Raw genomic sequence first — 24,199 nt, 5'->3', positions numbered from 1 at the left:
CACTGAGCCCCAGCAAGGCGACCGGCACCCGCACAGCAGGACCACCTCGCCCGCCAGACCCTCACGGCCACCGGCTTGCGCAGGACGGCGCCCGACAACCGCAGGTCCTCCCCATGACCCGCTCGTGTCCCCCGCCGCTACCAGGCCGCAGAACGGTAATCCTTCAGGAAAACCCCATGCAGAGGCCGACCCGCCTCACCCTCGCGAATCGGATGGTAAACACGCGCCGCGCCGTCCACGACATCCAACGGCGGCCGCCACCCGGTCGCCGCGTGCCGCGCACGAGCCGCCGCCGGCTTCTCATCCGTGACCCACCCGGTATCCACCGAACAACAGTGAATCCCCCGCGCGGCGAGATCAGCACCACTGGTACGAGTGAGCATGTTCAACGCAGCCTTCGCCATGTTCGTATGCGGATGACCGGGCGACTTGTTCAGCGCACCGAACTGACCCTCCACCGCAGACACATTGATCAGGTAACGAGCCCGACACGGCGACAACTCCAACAGCGGCAACAGACGATCCGCCAGCAGAAACGGGGCAACCACATTGACAAGTTGCACCTCGATCAATTCCGCAGCACCAACCCCGCCCAACCGAACAGTCCACGAATTCCCCGCAGCCAAATCCGGCAACAACCCCGCCGCATCCACCACACCCCCCACACCAACAAACACACCACACGCCGACAAAACCGAAGAGCCCGAGGCGGACAGCGCCAGGGGCGGACTGCCGGGCACGACGAAGCCGGGAGCCACCCAGTGACGTGCGGCCGGCAGCCCGGCAGCCTCGGTGGCGGCCAGGGCCGCGTATGCCTCGGGTGCACGGCGCAGGGTCTGCGCGGCGTTGTTGATGAGGATGTCCAACGGGCGGCCCCGGTCGAGCTCCTGGTCGGTGAAGGCCAGTACCTGACGCGGGTCCCGCAGGTCGAGCGCGGCTATGGTCAGTCGATTCCACCAGCGGTCACGGTCCGGGGCGGCGGCGAAGCGGGCAGCGGCGTCACGCGGGAAGCGGGTGGTGACCGTCAGGTCGGCGCCATCACGCAACAGCATCAGGGCGAGTTCGTGGCCGATCTTGACGCGGCCGCCGGTCAGCAGCGCGCGGCGCCCGGTGAGGTCGGTACGTGCGCTCCGCTGTTCGAGGTTGAAGGCGCCGCAGGGCATACACAGTTGGTGGTAGAAGGGATGCACTTCCCGGTAATGATCTTTGCAGATGTAGCAGCGCTGCCCGCGGCGCAAGGTTCCGAGGGCCGCCGCCGGATTCCGCGCGGCGAACCTTGATGACCCGTCTGCAGGCGACTGCTCGGGGTTGCGTCCGGCTTCTGTCAGGAGCCGCGGGCCGGTCGAGTGCGTGGACAGGGCTGTGTCCATGGTCCGGTCGCCCGCTCCGGTTGCGGTGGCGGCGAGGAGTGCGGCGTCGATCTCCCGGTCGCGTACACGTGCTTGGGCCCTGCGGTCGCGGCGACCGCTCCGGACAAGCTTCTTGGCGGCTCCTTCGATCCGGCGCCGCTGAGCGTCCTGCGCCGGCAGCTGGGCGGCCTGCTGCAGCAGGGCCAGCAGGTTCTCCACCGACTCGCTATCCATACACGTCTTCGAATTCACCTGCCCATTCTCAACGTGAAGTGTGTGGACGCCTCGGTCTGGGTGCGTGATCGCCCACCGGACTTGGCCTGGCCTGTTCCTGCGCCACGACGCCGGATACCCGGGTGCGGCCGGGAGGAGAGGGATCTAGCCTGGTGGCTTCTCAGTTGTGGAGGAGGGTTACGGTGCTGGTCATGCCTGGGCGGCGGACGTCGACGATGGAGCTGTTGGCCATCGAGGCTGCGAGGCGCGGGATGATGGTTCGTGCGGCGGAGGAAGTGAGCGCAGCCATGGAACCGGCACGGGGACCGGCCTGCGGACCGGCCTACTGGTACGGCGGGCCGACGGCGGGGGCTCGGTTGGCCGGACGGCTTGGGCTCGCGTTGCTCGAACCGGCGGATGATTGGCTTGTCCGGTTGCCGCAGGAATTCACCGGGCGGGAGGTGCGGGTCGGGACGGTCGCGGATGCCCGGGCGGTCGAGCGGCCGACATTCGTCAAACCACCACGGGACAAGTCCTTTCCGGCTGCTGTCTATGGCGATGGCTCCCGGCTGCCCGCCGATCTGGACCCCGCGACGCCAGCGTTGCTTTCAGAGGTGGTGACCTTCGCCGCCGAGTACCGGTTGTTCCTGCTTGACGGGCAGATCGTCGCAGGCAGTCGCTACGCGGTGTTCGGCCGCCTCGACCCGCTCCCGCTTCCGCTCCCGCTCGACAGGAACGGGGTCATTGCCCCGGGAGCCTCGGAAGCTTCGGAGATTGTCGAGTTCGTCGACCGTCTGGTCGCTGCGTCCGGGGTGGCCTTGCCGAGCGCCGTCGTTGTGGACGTCGGGCAGTTGCTCGATCCGTACCGCTCGGGCCACCAGTGGGCTGTGGTGGAGGCCAATATGGCGTGGTTCTCACATGCGTACGCGGCGGACCCGGCGCGGGTGCTGGACGTGGTGCTGCGGGCGGCAGGGCCTCGCGATCGGGTGCGGCCGCAGGATCAATCGTTCGTGCGGCACTGAGGACTCCTCACGCGGCAGTGGCAGTTGGCAGTGCCTGGCGGGGCGGCCCGTCCCCTGGCGCAGCGGCGGGTGAGCGGCAGCCGCACGACAGAATCCGGAGGCCACGGTTCGGATCTGCCGGTCAGGTACTCAACGATGGGCGCGCCGCCCCGTACGGAGCGCGGCCGAGGTGAGTACGGTCTCGGCCGGGCTCCGCGTGCGGGATCGGCGTGGCTCGGCCGCAGGTGAGGACGACCGCGTCCGCGCCGGCCGGAAGCCGGCCGCTAGGACCGGTTGAGCCAGAGCTGGCCGGCTTCTCCGGTGCAGGGCAGCTGCCGGACCTCGCGCCGGCTGCCGTTGGGCATGCCGGCGTCCGCGAGACAGAGTCCGCTGACCTTGTTCTTGATCAGGGCTCCGCCGTTCTGCCAGACGAATTGCCACTTCTGGCCGTCGGTGTGGGTGCAGCTCCGCTGGACGATGACCCCGTGGGAGTCGAGAGTCGTCGGCTGGACGCACATCAGCGCCGCGTGCCCCGGGGTGATGAAGGTGTACGGCTCGCCGAGGAGAGGTTCGGTCCAGAACCTCTGGTGCAGCTCGTTCTTGCAGCTGAACTGCTGAATGATCGCGGAATCGCTGAGGGATCCGGCCCTCACGTCCAGGCATTTGCCGGTACCGATGTTCGCCCACTTGTTCTGCGTGGCGACGGACACCGCGCTGCCGGAGTTTCCGGGGACGGCCTGGGCAGGCATGGTTACCAAGCCCGCCATCGACAGTGCCGCGCCGACGGCAACACCGGCGCGGAGGGCTAACGAATACACGGATCCCATGTCAGAACTCTCCCCATTTCGTCACACGCGCTGCGGAAGCAGCACTCAATCGAAGGCTAGAGCGCGCGGACGGCCCCGTGTGCCGTTCCTGGAGTCGATGACCGAATCACGTCGAGCGCACACCAGACGATCAGCCTGAAAGCGAAGGCGCCGTGGTGATCACTGCGCAACGACAGAGGCGCTCGCAGCCTGCCCGGCCCGGCCAGGGCGCCTGCAGGCGCAGGCGCCTGGCGCCTGGGACTCAGCGCAGGGTGAACGGTGCCACGTGGGTCGTGGTGTGAGTTCGGCTGTTGGTGCATTCGAGGTTGCAGTTTCCGCGGGCAGGCCTGGGCCTTGGGCATTCACGGGGAAGCCGTAGGCGAGCCGTAGGCGGACAGGAGTGGGGTGTAGCCGAACCGGCCTTGGCAGGCCTGGTGACCGGGCCAACGATGCGATCGGCCGTCAACGTGATGTTCGAGCCGGCGAGGTTGCTGCCGTTCGCGTCGAGGATCCGCAGGCTGATCACGACTGGGCCGAGCAGACGGGCCGGGCGGCTGGGGCCGTAGAGCCGGCGGATCCGGTACGCGACGTTGCAGGTGTCGCTCTTGGTCCACGGGTTTTTGACGGTGTCCGTGGCATCGCCCGCGGCCCTGCGGGGTCGAGCCGTACGGGGTCGCTCTGCGGTGTGGAGGTGTTGCCGGCGGCGTCGGTGGTGGTTGCAAGTCGGCGTGGTGTCGCCGTTGGGTGGGATGGCCACCGAGGCTGCCGCGCCCCAGAACTCGGTGGGACCGACGGGCTGGGCGCCTGTCACGCGCTGTGGATGGTCTTCACGACGCCGAAGCCGCAAGCCCCGTCGAGTGCGCCGATGTTGACGTGTGCGGGGCTCGTGGTGTTCCAGCCGGAGCTGATCGGCGTTGGTGAGATCGCGGCGAAGGTGGCTGGCGCGGTGGTGGCCGGGTCGTAGGTGAAGCGGCCTGCGGCGGTGATCGGGCTGGGGCCGTTGGCGTTGGTCACGGTGACATCCACGGTGCCCCGTGCCTGCTGGGCGCGTCAGCGGTCAGTACGTGCGGGCCGATGACCTGCACGTTCGTGGCCGGTACCGAACAGAAGTTCACGGCGGCGGCACCATACGTGAGGAACTCCGTGCTGCGGAGGGTCACGTCACGGTGTTCAGGCACCGCGCGAGGGCTTCCATGCCACCACCCACGCCCCGAGCGGGACTTCACGGCCCGGCACGTGATAGATCACCGCGTACGGAGGGACGGTGGCATCCCGGGCGCGCGCCTCCTCGCGGGAGAGGGCGCGACCGCCCGTACGGGACGTCGCGTCCCAGGACTCGTCGAACGTCACGTACGTCGTGTCAGGCATCTCCATCGGCATCGGCGTCTGCTGCGTCCCGCTCCGCGAGCACCTCGGGCATTCCTTCCAGCAGCACCACAACCGCGACCACCTCACCGACGTCGGAACGGCCGACCCACACGGGGTAGGTGCCGTCCCCGGTCGTGGCGAAGGCCATGAGTTCGCCGCCGGAGGCCTCGTCCCAGGTGTGCTGCATGAAGAGGGAACCGTCGTCGAGGTCCTCGTACCCGTCCAGGTCCGGCTCTCCCTGGATCAGCCCCCGCTCGTAGAGCGCGACGAGCGGCTCCCAGGCCCCGGCGTCGGCGAAGCAGCCGGTGGCGCCGTCGGTGTCGAAGCCGGCTATCTGGTTCTCGATGAACAACCGGGGATCGTCGTCCGGGGCGAGGGCCATCTCCCAGGCCGTGGCAGGGGTCTCACTGACGAGGAGGCGGACGGCCGTGCAGGACGTGGTCGTGACCTCGGCGTTCCGCCACTCGCAGTGGTAGCTGTAGCGCACGCACGCCTCGTCGAGTACGTACTCCCCGGGCGAGACCGGGACCGTGATGCGCGGCCCGTCGCCTTCGTCGGCGTCCGGGCCGGAGACGGCCAGCAGCCCGCTGGGTACGCGCAGGCCGGCGACCCGGCGCGGTTCCACGACGGTCATCTCGGGGTGGTACCCGTCGGTCACGCGCACCCCGGGGCGGAACAGCTCGTTGATCGGCCCGGGCTGTGCGGGGCGCGGCGCACGCCAGCACGTGACGGGAGCCTCTCCGTCACCGGGCTCGAACGGCTCTCCCCCGCCCTTGCCCGTCCCCGGATCAGCCGCCGTGAAGGTCGGTGGTTCGGCGAGCCCGTGAACCTGGGCCGAGAGGAGCGGCCACTCCCCGAATGCCGGGCGGTCCATCCAGCGCTCGTCCTCGCCCACGGTCGGGGAGGTGACGTATACGCCCCCGTCCTGCCCCTGGTTTTCCTGTCTCCGTTGGCCTCTCCCGTCCGGGAAGAGGTCCACGGTGGTGCGCGGGCACTTCTCGTCGAACTCCGGCATCTCCGGGTCGGTGTAGTGCCAGGCGACGGTGTACCGGCGCAGCAGCCGCGACGGTTCGTCCAGCAGCCGCATGTCCAGGTCGTAAGCGCGGCGGCCCTGGGCGTCGTAAACCCACAGCCCGACGTAATGGTCCCGCCAGGAGACGAGCCGGACCTCCAGCGGAGCCTCCCGGCCGGGCTCCCGGTACACCACCACATACGGAAGTCCGGTGGCATCCCGCTCCCGGGCCTCCTCGACGGAGATCGGCCGCCAGGGCGCACACGCCTCCGGGTCCCACGCCTGCGCGTACCCCACCTCGACGACCATTGCCGCTCCCCGCTCCTGCGCTTCGCCTTGACTGTGTTCCTGATCTGCAAGGTAACCGCCCGCTATGACAACGGCCCTACCGGGCCGGGTATGAGGCCGGTCGGCCGGCTGGTCGTCGCGTCGGCCGGGCACCGAGAGGCACGGGTGCTCCCTGGTGCGGGGGCCTGCGGACGTGAGGTACGGGGTTGCAGCGGTTGCAGCACAGCGGCGTCTGTGGTGTCGCTGCGGTGTCGTCGTTGTCTCTGGTCTCTACGCCGACGGGGCCTGACCGGACGGGAACTGCCGAGGCACGATCTGCCGTCTCCCATGATGCCGCGTGGGGTTCCGCGGGTGGATGAGTCCGTGCGCTGCCGGCTGATGCCATGTCAGTGCTGGGCAGTGTTCTGGTGTCGGTGTCGGGGGACAGCGGAGGGGGACGGGGCGTCGTGGCAGATACGAGCCGTAACAAGATCTGGGTAGTGGTCGGAGCCTCGTTCGTCGCCGTCGGCCTGCTGATCAGGTTGGCGATCGCCATGGGTGGCTCCCACGCTTCGCCCACGCCGATTGCGAGCCGGCCGTCGCTGGACGGCGGCGGTGCGGTGACGGTCAGCCCGGGGGGCTATCCCGCGCCCAGGTCTCTCTGCGAGCGCGTCGACTTCCAGGAATTCGCGGGGGTGTTTCAGCTTCAAGGTGCGCGCGATGGCTACAACACCGGTCTCGAGCCCGAGGTGGTCTCCGGCTCCATGTGCGAGCAGTCCATGTCTCGCGGTGGTACGGGAACGGTCGAGGTCACCGTCCTCTGCAGCGCGTGGCAGGACATTGCCAAGGCCATCGAGGGGTTCGAGCTCGGCCGGGCAGCACCCTACGGCCCTCCGGAGGCGGTATCCGGTCTCGGGGACCAGGCCTACCGCTACCGCGGGTCGAACCATCCCACTGTCGGGATGAAGGCTCGTGTCCGCAACCTCGACTGCAAGGTCGAGGCCGAACCGAAGCCCCCGATGACCGATGCCGAGGTCGACGGCTCGTTCGCGGCCATGCAGCAGCTTCTTCAGACCCTGATCCCCAAGCTGACCCACTGAGGTGGAGGGGACGGTTGGAGGTCGTCTGGGCGGGCACCGGGGCGGCTGCATGGAGGGCGCCCGCCCGGCGGCGGTGATCAGGTCGCTGTTCGTGTTCGCTCCAGGTGCTGGTGCAGGTGCCGGACCGTAGAGGTGGTCGCGTACGGCACAGGCGGCGTCCCGTACCGGCGGAGGCATGTCCGGGTCGGTGTCCGACACCTGGTGGAACGGGCGCATCCCTTGAGCACGTCGATGCTCGGGACGACGCGCCGCCCCCTGCTCGCACACTGTGGCCGCCTGGTCCAGGCGTCAACGCCGAGTCGGCCGACGTTCAGCTGCGCCTGGCGATGGCCCCTCCGGGATTGCGGGCCGGGCGGTTGGCGTTTCACCCACGTTCCCGCTCCACAGGCCTGTGTTCGGCCTTGCTGCCTGCGGCGTGGGGGCGGTCGCCTGTCGCCTGTCGCCTGTCGCCTGTCGCCTCAGCCTCGCACCATGGGCGATGAGAAACTCTCAGCCCCCAAGTCCGCGCGCGACTACTGTGCCGTCGGTGGATCGTCGCGAGCAGCGAAGGGGCTGAGTTGTGCTGACCACTACGCACCCGCCGTAGGTGCCTCTGGAAAGCCCAGAGGGCCGTACGGAGGCTCCCGATGTCCCGAACTGTCCGAACGACCCCCATGCGACTCCGCGTCCAAGCGGGCTCATCGGAGTCCATGGCGCTGTACGACCTGCGCTATGCACATGCTGAACTGGCGCGAGCCGCCCGCGAAGGCCGTCGTCCCGTCCCGGCGGAGACGCTGCGTCGGGTCACCTCTTGGCAGTGGATGGTGCTCTACTGCAGGACGGGCTCGTTTTCCGCCGAGATCGCAGCGGCCGAGCGCCGCGCCCGGCTCCAGGATCGACTCGACGCCCAGTGGATCCGCGGACTGCACCGCGCCGGCCACGAGCTTGACGACGCGGACATGCCGCCGGTCCGTCACCGTCATGGTGTGCTCTGGCATGCCTGGTAGAGCCGCGGAACACCACTGCCGTCTGCCGGGCAGCCACCTGCACGCACAGCTCATGGGCTGGGCCTTGCCGTCGCGGCCACGGCGGCGTTCTCCGTGCAGGCAGCCGTGAGTCCCGTAGGACGAGACAGGCCCGGCAGCGGGCCGGAACCTGGCCGTCGGCCCGGGTACACCTCGGGGCGTGTGACACGCATGCGCCGCACCGCACCGCACCGCACCCTCTGGAGCGGATCCGGTCCGGAGGGTGCGGTCGTGTTCTCAGCCTTCTGTGTCAGCCCCTGCGACGGCGGTTCCGGGCGACGATCGCGCGGGTGACCACGGGCGGGAGCAGGTCCTTGGCCAGCTTGCGCCAGCGGGCACCGGGCCTGCGCGGGACGGCAACGGGGACCGGCGCCGGTTCCGCTTGCGGCGCGGGGTGCAGCGGCTGCGGGGGTGTCGGCGCGACCACGCCCTGGTCCCCGATGCGTACGAGGGGGCGGCCGTCGATCACGTCCACGCCGTGCCAGAGGTCGGAGCGCTCCTCCAGCCACGCGAGCAGTGCCGCCTGGTGGGGCTCCGGGTCGCCCCAGGTCGCGTAGAGCTTCGAGCCCGAGACGCAGATGGGGTGCAGGTCGCCCGTGACGACGGCGGTCCAGACGGCGGCGGCGACGCCGGGGCAGTGCTCGGAGCGGTAGTCGTCGAAGACCACCACGGCATCCGGGGTCGCTACGAGACGCGAGGACGCGATGTCCGTGACGACATGCTCGTAGAGGTGCGAGGCGTCGACGTGCACGAATCGGCAGCTCGTCGGCTTGACCTCGTCGGCGACGACCGAGGTGGGGGCCTGGATCAGCGTAGGCAGCGCCTCGTGGAAGGCCAGGTAGTTCGTCTCGAAGCCGCGCCGCGTGAGCGTGGGGTAGGAGCTGCGGTTCTCCGCGATGTTGAAGTCGTCCGTCGCAGGCGAGTCGAAGAGGTCACAGACGGTGAACTCCTCGCCGGGCCGGAGGTACCGTCCGAGGAAGATCGCGCTCTTCCCCATGAAGGCACCGAGCTCCAGCAGGTCGCCCGGCTGCCCCTCATCGCTGTTCTGGCGTGTCAGGAACCAGTCGAAGAGCACCTGGTCATACGCCGAGAACCACCCTTTGACCTCGCTGTACGCGGTGGGGACGAGCGGGGCCGGCTCACCGTCGGGGGTGGTGACGGAAGCTTGTGAAACGTGCGACACGGAGAGTCATCCTCCAGCGGAGTGGCATCGGTTTTCACTCTGATACCCGGCCGGGTAACGGCACCCTAAGCCCTGAACGGACGTGTGACGAGATGTGAGCGAGATCTGCCTGTGATTTGCGGTCGGTGCACCTCGTGTGTTCAGACCTCGGTCCGGCGGCGCCGCCGCTCGACAGCGATGTTTCGGACGCGCCCGGGGGGGGCGGCGGCGGTCGCGAGCAGGTACTACGGCGCCTCGTACCCGGCCGGGCGTGGGACGGCGGCGCGCTGGGATCCGTCCGACGGCTCGGTGAGCCCCTCGGCGGACCGGGCTCGCCGCGGGTGATGGCCGTGAGCAGCGTCCACTCGCCCAGAGCCCCGGCCGCCGGTCCGTCCTTAAAGCGCTCCGCGTGCCGAGCAGTACGCGTGCCGAGCAGTATGTGTGAAACTCCCTCTGAATGATCACTCGGGGGGATTTTCGCGTTGAACGAGCTGTTGAAGAGAGTGTGGATCGGGATGGGCGCGACGCTGGTCGCGAGTCTGGGCGCCGTGGTCCTGCCGGACCACATACAGATAGCGGACGACGGGCGCATCCACCTCGGGGCGCCCGCACCCATACCGTCGCCGTCCGCGCCGGCGCCCACGCCGGAGTCCACGTCACCGCCCCTTACGCGGGAGGCGGTGGACGAGGTGATCCGGACCGCGGTCAGCGCGGCGGGACTCGACGCGGAGCAGGGCCGCCCGGCCATCGCAGCCGGCGGCAACATGAACAGGACGAGTTGGGTGGCCGTCCGCGAGAAGGCCGCAGCGCAGTCCGAGATGGACGCGATCTGCGCGGATCTGGAGCGCCAGGGCTGGACGCTGAACCCGAACGGCGACCGGCCCAACGCCTCCCGCAGCTACAAGCGCGGGGGCTGGTACCTGCTGGTGAGCACGCGCGGTACGAGCCAGGCGCCCTCCCCCACCTCCGGCTTGACCGACTCGCAGACCTATCTGACCCTGACCGGGCTCCAGCTGAACCTCGCCGACATCCCCCTCCCCGAGATCACCGTCCGCATCGGCTGACCTCTCGATCAGGGCCGGCCGGCCGCGAGTGCTGAAGCGCGAGGATTGCTGAAGTATGCAGACTCAGACTCCGGCGACAGCCCCCACGCCAGAGCCGTGCCGCGGTCGCCCGTGAGGCCCACCTCAAGGAGGCCTGCGTACCCGTGGCGAAGGTGGTGCGCAGGTGCCCAGGTCTCGGGGTCGGTGGCGGTCGTGGTCGCGGTGGCGGTCGGGGTGGCGTTCGCCGTGGCGGCGGCCCTGTGTGTGTGGGGTGCGGCAGGCCGTGGCCAGGCTGCCCGCGAGCCGGCCAGCCCGGCGGTACAGAGCCACCAGCGGTACCAACGGCGTGGCTGTTCCGGGGGCGTGCGGCACGGCCGGCCCACCCGGTGGGCGCGGTGGCACGCGGCCCACACCCTGTCGCGGGTGTGGGCCGTTTCGGTGTCCCTCTGTCGACGTGCCTGCTACCAGGACGACTTGGTGACTCCGGGGAGGAATCCGGCGTGCGCCTGCTGCCGCAGCCTCACCCGGGACAGGCCGAACTTCCGGAAGTACCCGCGGGGCCGACCGTCGACGCTGTCCCTGTTACGGACCCTGGTCGCGCTCGCGTTGCGCGGCTGCTTGCGCAGTTCGGCCATGGCCGCTTCCCGTTCGGCCCCGGTGGTGGAGGGCCTCCGGATGATCTCCTTCAGCTCCGCCCGCCGAGCGGCGTACCGCTCGACGGTGGCCTTGCGCTTCTCGTTCTGCCCGATCTTGCTCGCTTTGGCCATCAGACCTTCACCCCGCGTGCGCGGATCCGTGCCACCGCGGCCTCGATGCCGATGCTGTCGACGGTCTTGATGGCCTTGGCGCTGAGCGTGAGCCGGACGTGCCGGCTCTCGCTGGGCAGCCAGTACCTCTTGCTCTGGATGTTGGGGTCGAAGCGGCGGGACGTACGCCGGTGCGAGTGGGAGATGTTGTTGCCGAATCCCGGCTTGGCTCCGGTCAGTTGGCAGTGTGCGGACACAGGCTGGCCTGCCTCTCCACCGCGGAGGCGGTATCGATAATGGAAATCATTCCCATATAGTAGCGCCATGGCACGCAACGAAGTACGCCCGGTCATCAAGCTGCGCTCCACGGCGGGCACCGGCTACACCTACGTCACCCGCAAGAACCGGCGAAACGATCCGGACCGGATGGTGCTGCGGAAGTTCGACCCGGTGATCCGCCGGCACGTCGACTTCCGCGAAGAGCGCTGAACCGCACCACCGGCCACTGCACTCCATCCCAGAAGGACAGCATCATGAAGCCCGGAATCCACCCCGCCTACGGCCCTGTCGTCTTCCGCGACAAGGCCGCCGACTTCGCATTCCTCACCCGCTCCACCGCCACCAGCGACAAGACGGTCGAGTGGGAGGACGGCCAGGTCTACCCCGTGATCGACGTGGAGATCTCCTCGCAGAGCCACCCCTTCTACACCGGCACCGCCCGCGTCCTGGACACCGCCGGCCGAGTCGAGCGCTTCGAGCGCCGCTACGGGAGCAAGCCGTGACCCTGCCCGTCGCCATCGTGTGCGGGCTCCACTCCGACGCCCGCAAGGAGGTGGTGGAGCGGCTGCTGCACTCCGTACCCGGCAGCGTCGCGCTCCACCACGACCTGGCCGCCGCGCCCACCGGCACGGTGCTGCGCGTGGTGAGGGACGCATCGGGCGAGCTCTCCCGCACGCAGACGCCACTCGCCAACGACTGCGCCTGCTGCGCTCTGCGCGAGGACCTGGTCCCCGAGCTGCTACGGCTGGCCGACAGCGGTAGCGCACGCCTGGCCGTGGTCGAACTGTGGGACTCCGTCGAACCCAAGGCCATGGCCGAGGTCATCGCCGGACACGGCCGCCCGGCACTCGACCTCACCGGCGTGATCACCGCGGTGGATCCCTCCCTCGTACTGCCCTGCCTCGCCAACGGCGACGACCTGGCCGACATCGGGCTCGCGGCGGCCGCCTCCGACGGGCGGACGGTGGGAGACACCTGGGCCCGGCAGCTCGAGTACGCCCCCGTGCTCGCCCTCGTGGAAAGTGAGGACGCCGACGACGAGGACCGCGCCCTGCTCTCCCAACTGCATCCGACTGCCCGCCAGGTGCCGGCCGGGTCCGGGGAACTGGCCCGTCTTGCGTTCGCCGGCTTCGACGTGGAAACGGCAGCGGCGGCGCAGCACCCCGCCTGCGCCCGGCTTCCCCAGGAGGCCGACGAAGCGGGAGTCACCACCTTCGTCTGGCAGCGGCGCCGGCCGTTCCACCCCGAGCGCCTCTTCGACGCCCTGGAAGACCTCTCCTGTGCCGCCGCCCGCAGCCGGGGCCGGTTCTGGCTCGCCGACCGTCCCGACACTCTGCTGGCCTGGGACGCCGCCGGCGGCGCCCTCTGCGTGGAGAACACCGGGCCCTGGCTGGCCTCCCTGCCCGACGCCGCCTGGGAGATGGTGCCGCCGATGCGCAGGGCTGCCGCCGCACTCGACTGGCATCCCGAACACGGTGACTGCTGCCAGCACCTCGTCTTCACCTCCCCCGGACTCGATCGGGACGGGCTGGAACGACTCCTGGATTCCTGCCTGCTCACCGACGCCGAGTACGCGGCGGGGCGGGAGGCGTGGCGAAGGCTGCCGGCGGCCTTCGACTCGCTCCTCGACCCTGTCTCCTGACACCTTCCCCATCCCACCCCCGTACGGGTCTCTGTCCCCGTCCCGCACCTCTGCATCCCCCAGCCCAAGGAGTTCTCATGGCCCGTCGTCAGCCCCCCAAGCCGCTGAAGGCCCGCCCCAACCCGCTCGAAACGGCCCGGATCACGTACATCGACTACAAGGACACCGACCTGCTGCGGAAGTTCATCTCCGACCGCGGCAAGATCCGCAGCCGACGCGTCACCCGGGTCACGGCGCAGCAGCAGCGACAGCTCGCCGCGGCGATCAAGAACGCCCGCGAAATGGCCTTGCTCCCCTACGCCGGCAGCCGCTAGCACTCACGGCCGCGTGCCGGCACGGGGTGCGCGGGACCGCGACGCCGGCCGGGCCGTCTTGACGATCTTTCGCCGGGCGGACGCAACCGGCACCCCGGCGGCGTGCGTGTCGGCAGCCGAAGGGTCTCAGAAGACGTTGCACGTCGTGGCCGTGCGGAGTCGAACCGCTCGGCCCCGGACCCGGAGTGTCAGGAGCCGTTCCGTGTGGGAGAAGATGTTGGGAAACGACACCAGCGTGCATCAGGACCGAGTACTCGAAGCCTTCCGCCAGGAAGCCGAAGCCCTGACCCATGCCATGTCAGAGCTCTCCCCGGCCGACTGGCAGCTTCCGACGCGCTGCACTCCCTGGAGCGTGCTCGATCTGCTCGGACACGTATGTGTGGTGATCGACTGGCTTCCGGGCATGCTGGACGCACCGGCACCCGATGAGCCGGAGATCTCGGCAGCGGAGTACTACCGCCCGGACGACCGGTTCTCACCCCGGACCAACGACCGTCGGATCGCATTGGCCCAGGACCGCGCGGCAGGGTCCGCCGACGGCGCCGCCTTCGCCCGGGACTTTGCCGCCGCCTGGCAGCGGGTCGACCAGCTGTGCCGGGTGCAGCGGGTCGGCCGGACCGTACGTACGCGTCATGGCGACGCCATGCTCCTGTCGGAGTTCCTCCTGACCCGCGTGGTCGAGGTCGCTGTCCACGGTCTCGACCTCGCCGACGCACTCGGACGCAAGCCCTGGCTGACCCCGGCCGCCGGGGACGCCGTGACGGAGCTGCTCCTCGGCACGGAACATGTCACGGCCGTCGACGAGCTGGGGTGGAGCCGGGCGCGTTTTTTGCGCAAGGCCACCGGCCGGGAGCCGCTGAACGCAGCGGAGGCCGTACAGGTGGAACAGCTCGGCATGCGCTGGCTCGCCCTGGGCTGACCTCGACGCCCGCCCGCGCCCGCTTCCGAGGAACCAGGATCACCCGGTGGGCGGCGCGCAGCGTGTGCACGTCTGCCGCCGTATCGTAGGGATCACCTGGTACGGATCAGGAGGACTCGTGCGACGTGGTGAAGTCTGGTGGGTCGATTTCGGCGAACGGCGTCCGGCCGTAGTCCTGTCGGGAGGCAGCACGTCCGGGATCCGGGTGATGCAGGTCGTCGACCCGGCGGGCGTCGACATCAGCGGCCTGGGCGTCGAAGTGGCCGTGGGTGCCGAGGAGGGACTGCCCTGTGACGGTGTACTGCGGTTCGCGTTCCGGCGCCCGGGCTTCACCCCCTGTACGTGGCTGACCACTGTCTCCCAGGATGACTTGCTCGAACGGGCGGGCGTCCTGACCTCCGCGAAGCTCCATGAGATCGAGGAGGCGCTCCGCCTGGCCGAAGAGGCGCAGGAGGCGACCCCGGAGACGACCGCGAAGCTCAGCGAGATGAGGGACGCCCTGCGTCTCGGGGGCCTCGGGTAGGCGGAACGGGAAGGGCGGCCCGCCAGGTGCGGATGTCAGCGGCCTCCATCCGGAGGGTGTCGCGGTGACCCGGCTGCTGCGCTCACGCCGGTGCGCCTGCGCAGCAGCGTTCTTTCGTCTTGCGCAGAAGGCCGGGCGCGCCTCGGCGGTCAGGAAGTACCGGTGCTGTCGGGCGATGGCGGGAGCACGGCTGCCCGACGGCGCCGTTGTCCCCGAAAAGGAGCGAAGTGAAGACCCGTCAGAGGAATCCCGATGTCCCTGAGCCCGACGAGCCCTGGAGCGAGATCAGCCCAGGACTCTGGATGGGCGGACACTACTGGACCGACGGCACCGGCCGCCTTCAGCCGGCTGTCGCAGGTGACGAGTTCGACCTGGTCATCAGCCTATTCACGCGCACAGGCCACGGTCCGCACCCGGCGGTCCAGCACCTGATCACCGAACTCCCCGATGGTCCGCTCACTGCCGGCCAGATCCATTCCATCCAGGAGTTGGCCCGTACCGCGGCACATGCTCTACGAGACGGCCGTACCGTGCTCGTGCGATGTCACTCCGGCTACAACCGCTCCGGGCTGGTCACCGCGCAGTCTCTCATCGAGCTGGGTTACACATCGGACGCAGCCATCAGACTCATCCGCCAGAGGCGATCGCCGCGGGCACTCAACAATGAGACCTTCGAGCAGTACCTGACCACCGGGCTTCATGTGGCTCACCTCCTGAGCGGGCTCGACACGCTCGGCTGAACCACGCGCGTTGCGCTCCTCTGTGCCGCGGCGGCGGTTCCGAGGAGCCGTCGGGGGTCGGCACCGGGTTGGGGCTCCGTGGTGTTCTCCGTGGCCGGCACGGAGGCGGTACGCGGTCTCGCCGGGGCAATCTGTGGTCACGGCGATCGGCCCGGCAGCAGCAGACCGGGCCGAATCGCACCAGCGATTGAAGGAGTGACCATGGCCGGCACCACCACCACCGCCAGCAACAGCAACAGCACGTACGAGGGTTTCAGCGTCGAGGAACGGGCTGCGATGAAGGCACACGCCCTGGAGCAGAAGAAGGCCGCACGCCGAGGCTCGGCCGCGGAAAAGGCGGCGGAGGCGGAACGGGACGTACTGGCGAAGATCGCCGAAATGCAGGACTCCGACCGGATCCTGGCCGAACGCGTCCACGCCATCGTCACCGCCCACGCCCCGGCCCTCTCCCCGAAGCTCTGGTACGGCATGCCCTCCTACGCCCTGGACGGCAAGGTCGTCTGCTTCTTCCAGAGCGCGGAGAAGTTCAAGGCCCGCTACGCCACCCTCGGCTTCAGCGACCTCGCCAAGCTCGACGACGGCCCCATGTGGGCCGCCGGCTTCGCCCTGACCGAAGTAACCCCCGAGGTCGAGGCCCGGATCACCGAACTCGTCAAGCGCGCGGCGTGAAGCGTCCGACGGCAATTAACGCCGGTCCGGGCCGGCTGGGGTGCCGCTGTCGTGCGTGCAGGCTGCGGCGTGGCCCGGCTACGGGGTGGTCATCGGGGCGAGACCGAGGTCGGTGAGGGCACGGGCGCCGCGGGCGGCGTGGTCGCCGCCCGCGAGGGTCAGGGTCCGGGCCGACTGATAGCGGCAGCCGGCGGCGTCGAACGCGCTCGCGGTGGCGATCAGCCGTTCCGTGTCGGCGTCGAGCAGTGCCGCCGCGCGTTCCACGAGGGCGGTGGCGACCGGGTTGCCGGCCACCGCGGTCCGGGCTCTCGCCAGGCGGGCGGCTGCGTCGGGGGCTCCGGCGAGTACGGAGGCTTCGGCGCGTAGTGCCACGTACCAGTGGAGCCAGATCCAGGTGGTCCACTGCCGTACCTGGCCCGGTTCGGGGGCCGTTCGTTCCAGGGCTGCCTCGGGCCGCCCCTGGTGCAGCATGAGGAGCGCGTCGAAGACCGCACCGTACCCGTGGGTGTTCCATGGCGAGGGGTCGACCTGCGCGAGCAACGCGCTCCAGTCGCGCCGGGCTTCCTGGTCGTCGCGCAAACCGTGGATCGTCGCCATCGCTGCCGCCGGCGGACCAAGGACCGCTCGGGCGGGGCTGCCGGCCCGCTGCCAGGCGTCGCGGAACCGCAGGCCGGTGGTGAGCGCCTGTTCGGCGTCGCCCGCCAGTGTGTCGGCGACGAGCAGCCAGCCCGTGGCACGGTGGCCGACCTCGGCCAGCTGCGGGTGTTCCGCGAGTCGCCGCGCCCACTGGCGGGCGCCCGGGAGGTCGCCTACGCCGAGCGCGGCCTCGGTGGCCTCGCCGAGCGCCTCGATCAGCTCGTGGGTGCCGGCCGGGCCGTACGGGCTGTACGGTGCGTCCGAGCCGTCCGGCACGGTTACGAGCAACTCGACCCGGCGCCGAGCCGTCGCCGCTGCCGCGAATGCGTCCCCGGCCCAGCTCAGCGCACCGGCAAGGGTGTCGAGCGCGGCGGACTCCGCGAGCGGGTCCTTTTCGAGGTGGGCGAGTTCGACCGCTCGTTCGGCGGAGGCGATGGCCTCCTGGACGGCGGGGCTGCCGGGACTGCCAGAGCTGCTGCCGGCCGTGTGCGTCGCTCCGTCGGAAGCGTCGGTAGTGCCAGTGCCAGTGCCAATGCTGGCGCCAGTGCTGTGCGTGTGCGTGGTGCTGATCGCGTGGGTGAGGGTTCGCCCGGCCTCGGCCAGAGCGACCGCGGCCCGGGCGGAATGGTCGGTTCCGGCCAGTTCCCGGGCCTCGGCGATGAGCGCGTCGGCTTCCTCGGGCCGGAGCGGGGTGACGAACTTGCTGGAGAACCGGTACGCGTTGCTGGCGGCGGCCGCCAGATCGCGGGCGGCCGCGACGGTGTAGCCCGCCCCGCGTGCGACATCCGCGGCTGCGAGGTTGAGGCGGTGCATGTCATCGCCGTGCAGGCGGCAGGCGGCCACGGCTGCCGCGTGCCGGAACATCGCCGCCGCATCGGCCGGATTGGTGGCGAGCGCGGCGGCCTGTTCGTACCGCTGCTGGGACTCTGCGATCAGATGGCGGGTGAAGGCCAGTTCCGCCATGGCGCGGGCGAGACGGTAGGCGTCCACGCGCTGCTCCGTACGGCTCTCCGCCCACGCGAGGGCGGCGCGCAGTTCATCGGCCGCCCGGTCGAACCGGGCCCGCCAGTCCGCTCGTGGCTCCACCAGTTCGGCGCTTCGGGCGAGGCACCAGTGGAGGTGCCGGGCCTGGGTGTCGTGGAGTTCACCGGCCTCGGTGAGGCGGTCGGCCCCGTACTGGCGCAGGGTTTCCAGCGCCCGATAGCGGGTTCCGTCCGGGGCGAACGTGACGGCCAGCAGGCTCTGTTCGGCGAGTCGGGCCAGCCCGTCGACGACGGTCGCCGCGTCGAGCCGGGTGACCTCTGCCGCCGCCTGGGCGGTGAACGGTGTCACGAACACCGACACCCGGCGCAGCAGCGCCCGGTCGGCCGGCTCCAGGAGGTTGTGGCTCCAGTCCAGCGCCGCCCGGACCGAGCGGTGCCGGTCCTGGGCGCGGGAGCCTCCGGTGAGCATGCGCAGCGGGTGAGCCAGGGCGGCGGTGATGCCGTCCAGGCCGAGGGTGGCGTACCGGGCGGCGGCCAGCTCGATCGCCAGTGCCATGCCGTCCAGCCGTGCGCAGATCTCGGCGACCTGCTCGTACTGTGCGGGATCGAGGGGCCGGCCCACCGATGTCGCCCTGTCGATGAACAACGCGACCGCGTCCGACCCGCCGGCGACAGTGCCCTTGCTGTCATGGCGGTCACGGCTGTCGTCGCCGTCATCTCCGCCCTCGCCGTAGTCGGCCGACGACGGTGACAACGACAGGGAAAGTGACAGTGACGGGACCGGGTACACCCGCTCGAACGGCACCATCAGCCGGGAGCGGCTGGTCACCAGCACGCGCACCTGTGGGCAGGCGGCCAACAAGCGCTCGAGGAACAGCGCCGCCCCGTCGACGACCTGCTCGCAGTTGTCCAGCACCAGCAGGGCGTGGCGGTCGGCGAGTGCGGTGGCCACGGACCCGGCCATGTCGTGGCCCAGTTGCTCACCGAGGCCGAGCGCCTCGGCGACCGCAGTGGCGATCATGCCGGGGTCGGTGACCGGGACCAGGTCGACGAACCACACCCCGTCGGCGAACTCATCGGCGGCATCCGCGGCCACCGCCAGCGCGAGCCGGGTCTTGCCCACCCCGCCGGGGCCGACAGCGGTCACCTGCCGGTGCTCCTTGAGCATCGTGGCCAGCGCAGCCCGTTCGCTCTGCCGGCCGATGAACGAGGTGAGGCGCATCGGCAGCGCCGGCGCGGGGCGCTGCTGGTCAGGCCTCGTCCGTCGGGTCGCGCACCGGGCCAGCGCCCGCCGGTCGGGCACATCCAACTTGCGCAGCAGCGAGGAGACATGGGTCTCCACCGTGCGCACCGAGATGTACAGCCGTGCCCCGATCTCGGCGTTGCTGAGATGGTCCCCGACCAGTTCCAGCACCTCGGCCTCGCGAGGCGAGATTTCCGCTGCTTCTCCCATGGCCCCATTCTGTCGCACGCGTATCCGTACTCCCGCTCCGTGCTCGTCTCCGTGGTCGCCACGGATGCCGGCCGACCGTGCCGCGCGAGACGCTGTGACCCACACGGAACGGAACGGAACGGAACAGAACGGCCGTTCGCGGCCCATGACTTCAAGGAGCGCCATGTCCAGCTCGCCCACCCCGTCCGCCTCGTCCACCCCCTCCAGCCCCTCCACCTCGTCCCCCTCAGGAATCAGGACCGTGCTCCACCCGGTGTCCGAACTGGGCAGGGCCAAGGAGGTGTACGCGGCGGTGCTCGGCGTGGCGCCGAGCACCGAATCGCCGTACTACGTCGGCTTCGAGGCCGCAGGACAGCATGTCGGGCTGGTGCCGGGCGGCGGACCGCAGGCGATGACGTCACCGGTGGCGTACTGGCAGGTGACGGACATCGGGGCGACGCTGGCCGCGGCGACGGCGGCGGGTGCGACCGTGACCGAGCCCGCGCATGATGTCGGTGGCGGTCGGCTGGTGGCCACGGTCGCCGACCCCGACGGCAACGTCCTCGGCATCCTCCAGGACCAGTCGGGCACCGGCCCCCGCTCCCGCGCCCGGCGCCGTCTCGACACCGAGCACCGGCTCACCCACGATGTCGACGTCTGGGTGGCGACCGCTTCGACCGACGGCGCGCCGTACCTGGTGCCGCTGTCCTTCGACTGGGACGGCCGAACCCTGCGGGTGGCCACCCCGGCGGACAGCCCCACCGGCAGGAACCTGGCAGCAGCCGGGACGGCCCGCCTCGCACTCGGTCCGACCCGCGACGTCACCATGATCGACGCCACGGTCGAGGTCCTCGACCTCGATGCACTCTCGCAGGAAGTGGGTGACCGTTTCGCCGGACGCACCGGCTTCGACCCGCGCGCACTCACCACGGCCTACCGCTGGTTCCACATCACCCCGCACCGCATCCAGGCCTGGCGCGAGGAGGACGAGCTGGCCGACCGCGAACTGATGCGGGACGGGCGCTGGCTCGCCTGACGTCACCCACGGCAGGCCCACCGAGCCCTGGTACGTTGCGCTGGACGGTCCACGCCGGGGCTCAGGGCACGGTGAAGAGGACCTTGTCGCCGTCCGCCGCGGGGTCCGCCACCTTCAGCGTGGCCCGGACCTTCGCTCCGAGACAGAGGTCCTCGCCGTCGGTCGAGCTGACCTTGGCCAGCACGGCGGGGTCGGCCAGGTACACCTTGCCCATGCGGGGCCTGTCCCACTCGGCGTCGGTGTCGACGACCGCAGCGTCGAACACCTCGCCCACGCGGTGCATGAGGACCGCGGCCTCGGCCAGGTCCAGGGTCTGCCGGTCCGCAACACCCCCCTTCCCCCGTGCCATGTCGCACGGCAGGCAATGCAGGGCATCGAGCACCCACTCCGGCGGGTCTTCGTCCGCGCATGCCGCCACGCACAGCGCACCGGTATACCTGTCGACCAGGCGGCGCAGCGGGGCCGTGCAATGGGCGTACGGGGCCGCGATCGCCGCGTGCATCGTGTGTTCCGGCGTCTGGTGGTCGCGGAAGACGGTGTACTCCGCCTTGGGCATCGTTGTGGTGGCCTCGGTGAGGAACGCCATGTGCTTCCGGTTCTTCGGATCGAGCTTGCGGACCAGCGCGGCGTACGAGACACCGGGATCCCAGGCGATCCCCAAACACTTGGCGATCTTGTGCAGGCGCTCCACGACCTGTGGGTCGGTCTGCTCCTTCTGGGTGCGCAGGATCCCCGTACCGCTGTCGATCATGATCTGGGCCGCGGCCATTCCGGTCATGAGGGAGATCTGTTCGTTCCAGCCCTCCACCGGCAGCGTCGCCGCGTAGCTCAGCCGGAACGATCCGTCCTTGAAGGTGACCTCCTGGTTCGGCAGGTGTACCGAGATGCCCTCTCGCTTGATCTCGATGTTCTCCCGCAGCTTGCCGATCTCGCGCAGCAGTGCGACGGATTCCGCGGCCGTGCCGTTCTCGATGCCCTGCTGGACGCCCTGGTAGCTGTATTTGGCCCGGCTGCGGACCATGGCCCGGGTCACGGTCGATTCGGTGACGTTGCCGTCGGCGTCGAGGTCGTGCTGCCACAGGAGGGCCGGGCGGTCCTTGCACGGCAGCAGGCTGGCCGCGTCCTCGGAGAGCACGGGCGGGTGCAGGGGCACTTTGAGGTCGGGGAAGTAGAGGGTCTCGATCCGGTCGCGCGCCTCGGCCTCCAGGGGGCTGCCGGGCCTGACGAACGCGGCCACGTCGGCGATGGCGTAGTACACGCGGAAGCCGCCGCCTGACCGCCGTTCCAGATGCATGGCCTGGTCGAGGTCCTTGGAGGTCGACGGGTCGATCGTGAAGAACGGCAGATGGGTGGCATCCTCGTGGTCCAGGTCCGGTCGGGCTGCTGCCCTGTCGGCTGCTTTGAGTACGCGCTTGGGAAAGGCCAGAGGGATCTTCAGCTCCGTACGGAGCTCCACCAGCGCGGAACGCAGGGCGTCCAGGGCCTCGCCGGACATGTGCAGGGGGCGGCGTCGCATGCCCTGAGCGTAGGACGAGGGTCACGGACCGGCGCGGCGGGCGGGTCCGGGTGGCGGAGCGGCCGTACGGGGTGTAGGGCGGGGCCGCCCGCCGTACGGAACGGGCGAGGCGGCAAGGCTGCGGGGTGGGCCGTTTGTGGCAGGCCAGAGGCCTGCTGCGGGGCCAGTCTCCGGCACTGCGGCCACAGTAGGTGACCCGACAGGGCTGTCGTGGGAACGGATTTGTGACGAATCCTGTGCGCCGGCGCCGTATTGCAGAAGGGCACCCGCTTCCAGAAGGGCACCCGCCCTGTTCTGCCGGCGGTGAACCCCGGCCCGACCGGGCGCGACGATCACTACCGTCCAGTCCCATGACGACGATTGCCACGCGCACGGTCCAGTACCCGGCCGACGGTCTGACGATGATCGGGCACCTCGCGCTCCCGGCCGGTGCCGGCCGGCGGCCCGCGGTACTGCTCGGACCGGAGGGCCCGGGACTCAGCGACGTCGAACGCCGCCGGGCCGATGCACTCGCCGAGCTGGGATACGTAGCGCTGGCCTTCGACATCCACGGCGGGCGCTATGTGAGCGACCCTGAGGAGATGCTGGCCCGTTGCATGCCGCTGCTCGCCGACCCCGACCGGATGCGAGGCATCGGCCACGCGGCGCTCAACGTGTTGCGCGCCGAACCCCGGAGCGACCCCGACCGGATCGCCGCCATCGGCTACGGCACCGGGGGCGCGATCGCGCTGGAACTCGGGCGCGACGGCGTCGACCTGCGCGCGATCGGGACAGTCAACGCACTGACCACGGGCCGACCGGGCGAGGCGGCGCGCATCCGCTGCCCGGTGTGGGCCGGGGTCGGGTCGCAAGACCCGATCATGCCGCCCGCGCAACGCAACGCGTTCACCGCCGAGATGCAGGCCGCGGGCGTCGACTGGCGCCTCACGGTCTACGGCGGCGCCTTGCACGCCTTCCACCACCCGCCGGTCGACCACCCCGTGGTCCCCGGCGTCGGCTACCACCCACGGCACGCGCAGCGAGCCTGGCACGACGTCCTCGACCTGCTCGCCGAGTGCGTGCCTGTGACGGAGTGATCGGGGCAGTGGTCAGGTCAAGCTCGGAGATCGGCTGCGGATGCCTGTGCGGGTGCCCGGCGGGTGCTGGTGCCGGGCGGGTGCGGGCACAAGTGGTGCTGCACGCCGCGCGGATGCTCCAACACTGCGCATCGCCCCGTCGGACGGGGCTGCACCTGGACACCGTGCGCCGCTGGGGCGGCCGGTTCGCCGGACAAGCCTTGCCCGGGCTGGGCTCAGAGGCCGTCAACGCTGCGGCCGTCCGGCTCCGTGCGCACCCCGCTGCAGGCCGTCAAGGCCAAGGCGCCGGGCCTACCGCTGCCCACCGCTGGTCGGGCCCGGAACTGGCCCGCGATGCCGCCCGGCGGGGCATCGCCGCGTTCGTTTCGGCGTCCACCGGGCGCCGCCGGCTGGCCCACGACGCGCTCCCGAAGGCCTTACGGAGCCGACCGCTCAGGCGCCGGGAGCCCGGTATCCGACCTGGTCCACCTTGTTGAGGGCCTCCAGGGTTTCCTCGACAGTGAGCAGGACAGTGGTCTCGAAGGAGCGGAGCGCGCCACCACGGCTGATCGCCAGCGCCACCGCGGCCATCGACACGTTGTCCGGAGCCTCCCACAGGTTGTACCCGTCGTGTGTGCCGAAGGCGTACCAGAAGCCGTGGAGCCGCCCACCGACGGACTCGATGTACTCCCGGGCGGCCTCGGAACGGTCCTCGGGGTGGCTGGTCAGCCTCGCCCAGGTTTCCGGCGTGTAGCTGAACCTCGACAGATAGAGCGGCATAGCTTCCCCTTTCATCCCCCGCAGGGTGCCCGAGCCGCAAGCCGGAAGCGTGGCGGCGCCACCGCACATCCCCCTTGCGAGCCGACGGATGACCGTCCCGGGTCATGCAGTGCTCACTCGCCACAGGCCCCGCTCGCTCCGGAGCACCCTGGCCCGGCGATCGACTCCCCGGCCGGGGTGCCGACGGCCGGCCGGGTGGGGTCGTTGCAGGCATGGGCACCAGGCATCAGTTCGTGCACCGTGCCCGGCTGCCGCCGTACCGCCCGTCGAGGCCGATCCGCCACTGAGTCACCCCCAGAGCTGTCCCCTGTGCGGTGGCCCCAGCTGTCACGTCCGGCCGGGCGCTGCCCGGGTACGGCGTTCCTCGACCGACTCGACGTCGGCTCGCAGACCAGTGGCGTCCGCCAACCTGGGCAGCCGCAGCCGCTGTGCCCCTCGACATCAGGCCTCACGGCGCCGGCGAGCCTGACTGCGGGAAGCTCCTCGCCGACCAGCAGGGCCTTTCCGTTGGGCCATCGGGGTGCGCCTGGGAGACACCGTCGGGCGAAGCATCCGGGCGGTACGTCAGATTCGCGCATTTCTCCACGCATCCGACCTGACAGCA

At 70.4% G+C, this 24,199-nt stretch carries 25 protein-coding genes and 1 pseudogene; 15 read left to right on the top strand and 11 right to left on the bottom strand.

The genetic code is table 11. From position 1 onward, the window contains the following. Positions 1-137: 137 nt before the first annotated feature. On the bottom strand, positions 138-1,568 hold the full coding sequence (locus NRK68_RS33755; protein ID WP_257857719.1) for an SDR family NAD(P)-dependent oxidoreductase: 1,431 nt from the start codon (positions 1,566-1,568) through the stop codon (positions 138-140). Between the two features lie 230 nt (positions 1,569-1,798). Between NRK68_RS33755 and NRK68_RS33750 the strand changes: the two genes are divergently transcribed. Further along, positions 1,799-2,584 carry an ATP-grasp domain-containing protein gene (locus NRK68_RS33750; protein WP_257857987.1) on the top strand — a complete coding sequence of 262 codons (786 nt, stop codon included), beginning with the start codon at positions 1,799-1,801 and terminating at the stop codon, positions 2,582-2,584. Positions 2,585-2,847: 263 nt separating this feature from the next. Here NRK68_RS33750 and NRK68_RS33745 read toward each other — a convergent pair whose 3' ends face one another. The 4 genes from NRK68_RS33745 to NRK68_RS33730 form a co-directional block, all read right to left on the bottom strand. Continuing rightward, positions 2,848-3,312, bottom strand: a complete 465-nt coding sequence (locus tag NRK68_RS33745) for an RICIN domain-containing protein (RefSeq protein WP_257857718.1) — start codon at positions 3,310-3,312, stop codon at positions 2,848-2,850. Positions 3,313-4,176: 864 nt separating this feature from the next. Then, entirely contained in the window at positions 4,177-4,383 is a 207-nt protein-coding gene (locus tag NRK68_RS33740) for a hypothetical protein (RefSeq protein ID WP_257857717.1), read from the bottom strand. Between the two features lie 156 nt (positions 4,384-4,539). Continuing rightward, complete coding sequence (locus NRK68_RS33735) at positions 4,540-4,737, bottom strand: hypothetical protein (protein ID WP_257857716.1); 198 nt, start codon at positions 4,735-4,737, stop codon at positions 4,540-4,542. After that, positions 4,730-6,058: a DUF4241 domain-containing protein gene (locus NRK68_RS33730; RefSeq protein WP_257857715.1), complete on the bottom strand. Its 1,329-nt coding sequence runs from the start codon at positions 6,056-6,058 to the stop codon at positions 4,730-4,732. Before NRK68_RS33730 ends, NRK68_RS33735 begins: the two co-directional genes overlap by 8 nt. Before the next feature lie 425 nt (positions 6,059-6,483). Between NRK68_RS33730 and NRK68_RS33725 the strand changes: the two genes are divergently transcribed. Beyond that, positions 6,484-7,116 carry a hypothetical protein gene (locus tag NRK68_RS33725; protein ID WP_257857714.1) on the top strand — a complete coding sequence of 211 codons (633 nt, stop codon included), beginning with the start codon at positions 6,484-6,486 and terminating at the stop codon, positions 7,114-7,116. Positions 7,117-7,805: 689 nt separating this feature from the next. Beyond that, positions 7,806-8,102, top strand: a complete 297-nt coding sequence (locus NRK68_RS33720) for a hypothetical protein (protein WP_257857713.1) — start codon at positions 7,806-7,808, stop codon at positions 8,100-8,102. A gap of 268 nt (positions 8,103-8,370) precedes the next feature. Here NRK68_RS33720 and NRK68_RS33715 read toward each other — a convergent pair whose 3' ends face one another. Further along, a complete protein-coding gene (locus NRK68_RS33715; protein ID WP_257857712.1) occupies positions 8,371-9,303 on the bottom strand; it encodes a class I SAM-dependent methyltransferase in 933 nt (310 codons plus the stop codon). 461 nt (positions 9,304-9,764) lie between these two features. Here NRK68_RS33715 and NRK68_RS33710 point away from each other — a divergent pair, with 461 nt between their 5' ends. Continuing rightward, complete coding sequence (locus tag NRK68_RS33710; protein ID WP_257857711.1) at positions 9,765-10,346, top strand: hypothetical protein; 582 nt, start codon at positions 9,765-9,767, stop codon at positions 10,344-10,346. 440 nt (positions 10,347-10,786) lie between these two features. Here NRK68_RS33710 and rpsN read toward each other — a convergent pair whose 3' ends face one another. Together rpsN and rpmB are read right to left on the bottom strand one after the other, a co-directional pair. Continuing rightward, positions 10,787-11,092: a 30S ribosomal protein S14 gene (gene rpsN, locus NRK68_RS33705; RefSeq protein ID WP_257857710.1), complete on the bottom strand. Its 306-nt coding sequence runs from the start codon at positions 11,090-11,092 to the stop codon at positions 10,787-10,789. Next, complete coding sequence (gene rpmB / locus NRK68_RS33700; protein WP_257857709.1) at positions 11,092-11,328, bottom strand: 50S ribosomal protein L28; 237 nt, start codon at positions 11,326-11,328, stop codon at positions 11,092-11,094. Before rpmB ends, rpsN begins: the two co-directional genes overlap by 1 nt. Before the next feature lie 67 nt (positions 11,329-11,395). On the opposite strand from rpmB, the gene rpmG reads away from it, so the two are divergent. The 8 genes from rpmG (at position 11,396) to NRK68_RS33660 (ending at position 16,157) form a co-directional block, all read left to right on the top strand. After that, positions 11,396-11,560, top strand: coding sequence for a 50S ribosomal protein L33 (gene rpmG / locus NRK68_RS33695; protein WP_030772340.1), 165 nt, complete (start codon positions 11,396-11,398; stop codon positions 11,558-11,560). A 44-nt stretch (positions 11,561-11,604) separates the two neighbouring features. After that, the gene (locus NRK68_RS33690; protein ID WP_257857708.1) at positions 11,605-11,853 is read left to right on the top strand and encodes a type B 50S ribosomal protein L31; all 249 of its coding nucleotides are present in this window, start codon (positions 11,605-11,607) and stop codon (positions 11,851-11,853) included. Beyond that, complete coding sequence (locus NRK68_RS33685) at positions 11,850-12,992, top strand: CobW family GTP-binding protein (protein WP_257857707.1); 1,143 nt, start codon at positions 11,850-11,852, stop codon at positions 12,990-12,992. The genes NRK68_RS33690 and NRK68_RS33685 overlap by 4 nt, the downstream gene beginning before the upstream one ends. Before the next feature lie 77 nt (positions 12,993-13,069). Beyond that, positions 13,070-13,306 (top strand): 30S ribosomal protein S18, encoded by a 237-nt coding sequence (rpsR, locus tag NRK68_RS33680; protein WP_257857706.1) that lies wholly within the window; start codon positions 13,070-13,072, stop codon positions 13,304-13,306. 235 nt (positions 13,307-13,541) lie between these two features. Next, a complete protein-coding gene (locus NRK68_RS33675) occupies positions 13,542-14,225 on the top strand; it encodes a maleylpyruvate isomerase N-terminal domain-containing protein (protein WP_257857705.1) in 684 nt (227 codons plus the stop codon). A gap of 118 nt (positions 14,226-14,343) precedes the next feature. After that, positions 14,344-14,748 carry a type II toxin-antitoxin system PemK/MazF family toxin gene (locus NRK68_RS33670; protein WP_257857704.1) on the top strand — a complete coding sequence of 135 codons (405 nt, stop codon included), beginning with the start codon at positions 14,344-14,346 and terminating at the stop codon, positions 14,746-14,748. A gap of 227 nt (positions 14,749-14,975) precedes the next feature. Continuing rightward, complete coding sequence (locus NRK68_RS33665) at positions 14,976-15,488, top strand: protein-tyrosine phosphatase family protein (RefSeq protein ID WP_257857703.1); 513 nt, start codon at positions 14,976-14,978, stop codon at positions 15,486-15,488. A 201-nt stretch (positions 15,489-15,689) separates the two neighbouring features. Beyond that, entirely contained in the window at positions 15,690-16,157 is a 468-nt protein-coding gene (locus NRK68_RS33660) for an iron chaperone (protein WP_257857702.1), read from the top strand. Between the two features lie 78 nt (positions 16,158-16,235). On the opposite strand, the gene NRK68_RS33655 is transcribed toward NRK68_RS33660, so the two are convergent. Beyond that, positions 16,236-19,229, bottom strand: a complete 2,994-nt coding sequence (locus NRK68_RS33655; protein WP_257857701.1) for an ATP-binding protein — start codon at positions 19,227-19,229, stop codon at positions 16,236-16,238. 163 nt (positions 19,230-19,392) lie between these two features. Between NRK68_RS33655 and NRK68_RS33650 the strand changes: the two are divergent. Both NRK68_RS33650 and NRK68_RS33645 read left to right on the top strand, forming a co-directional pair. Then, positions 19,393-19,791 (top strand): annotated as a pseudogene (locus NRK68_RS33650) (VOC family protein); the annotation flags it as partial. Beyond that, positions 19,777-20,244 (top strand): pyridoxamine 5'-phosphate oxidase family protein, encoded by a 468-nt coding sequence (locus tag NRK68_RS33645; protein WP_257857986.1) that lies wholly within the window; start codon positions 19,777-19,779, stop codon positions 20,242-20,244. The pseudogene NRK68_RS33650 and the gene NRK68_RS33645, both read left to right, overlap by 15 nt. Positions 20,245-20,305: 61 nt before the next feature. On the opposite strand, the gene NRK68_RS33640 is transcribed toward NRK68_RS33645, so the two are convergent. Beyond that, the gene (locus tag NRK68_RS33640; protein ID WP_257857700.1) at positions 20,306-21,760 is read right to left on the bottom strand and encodes an RNB domain-containing ribonuclease; all 1,455 of its coding nucleotides are present in this window, start codon (positions 21,758-21,760) and stop codon (positions 20,306-20,308) included. A 350-nt stretch (positions 21,761-22,110) separates the two neighbouring features. Here NRK68_RS33640 and NRK68_RS33635 point away from each other — a divergent pair, with 350 nt between their 5' ends. Further along, a complete protein-coding gene (locus tag NRK68_RS33635; RefSeq protein WP_257857699.1) occupies positions 22,111-22,836 on the top strand; it encodes a dienelactone hydrolase family protein in 726 nt (241 codons plus the stop codon). 432 nt (positions 22,837-23,268) lie between these two features. Here NRK68_RS33635 and NRK68_RS33630 read toward each other — a convergent pair whose 3' ends face one another. Continuing rightward, the gene (locus NRK68_RS33630; RefSeq protein WP_308296348.1) at positions 23,269-23,595 is read right to left on the bottom strand and encodes a GYD domain-containing protein; all 327 of its coding nucleotides are present in this window, start codon (positions 23,593-23,595) and stop codon (positions 23,269-23,271) included. Positions 23,596-24,199 lie beyond the last annotated feature (604 nt).

The sequence above is a fragment of the Streptomyces yangpuensis genome (assembly GCF_024666385.1).
Classification (GTDB): domain Bacteria; phylum Actinomycetota; class Actinomycetes; order Streptomycetales; family Streptomycetaceae; genus Streptomyces; species Streptomyces yangpuensis.
The sequence above is the reverse complement of the archived record's forward strand: the minus strand, read 5'-3'. Positions and strand labels throughout refer to the sequence as shown.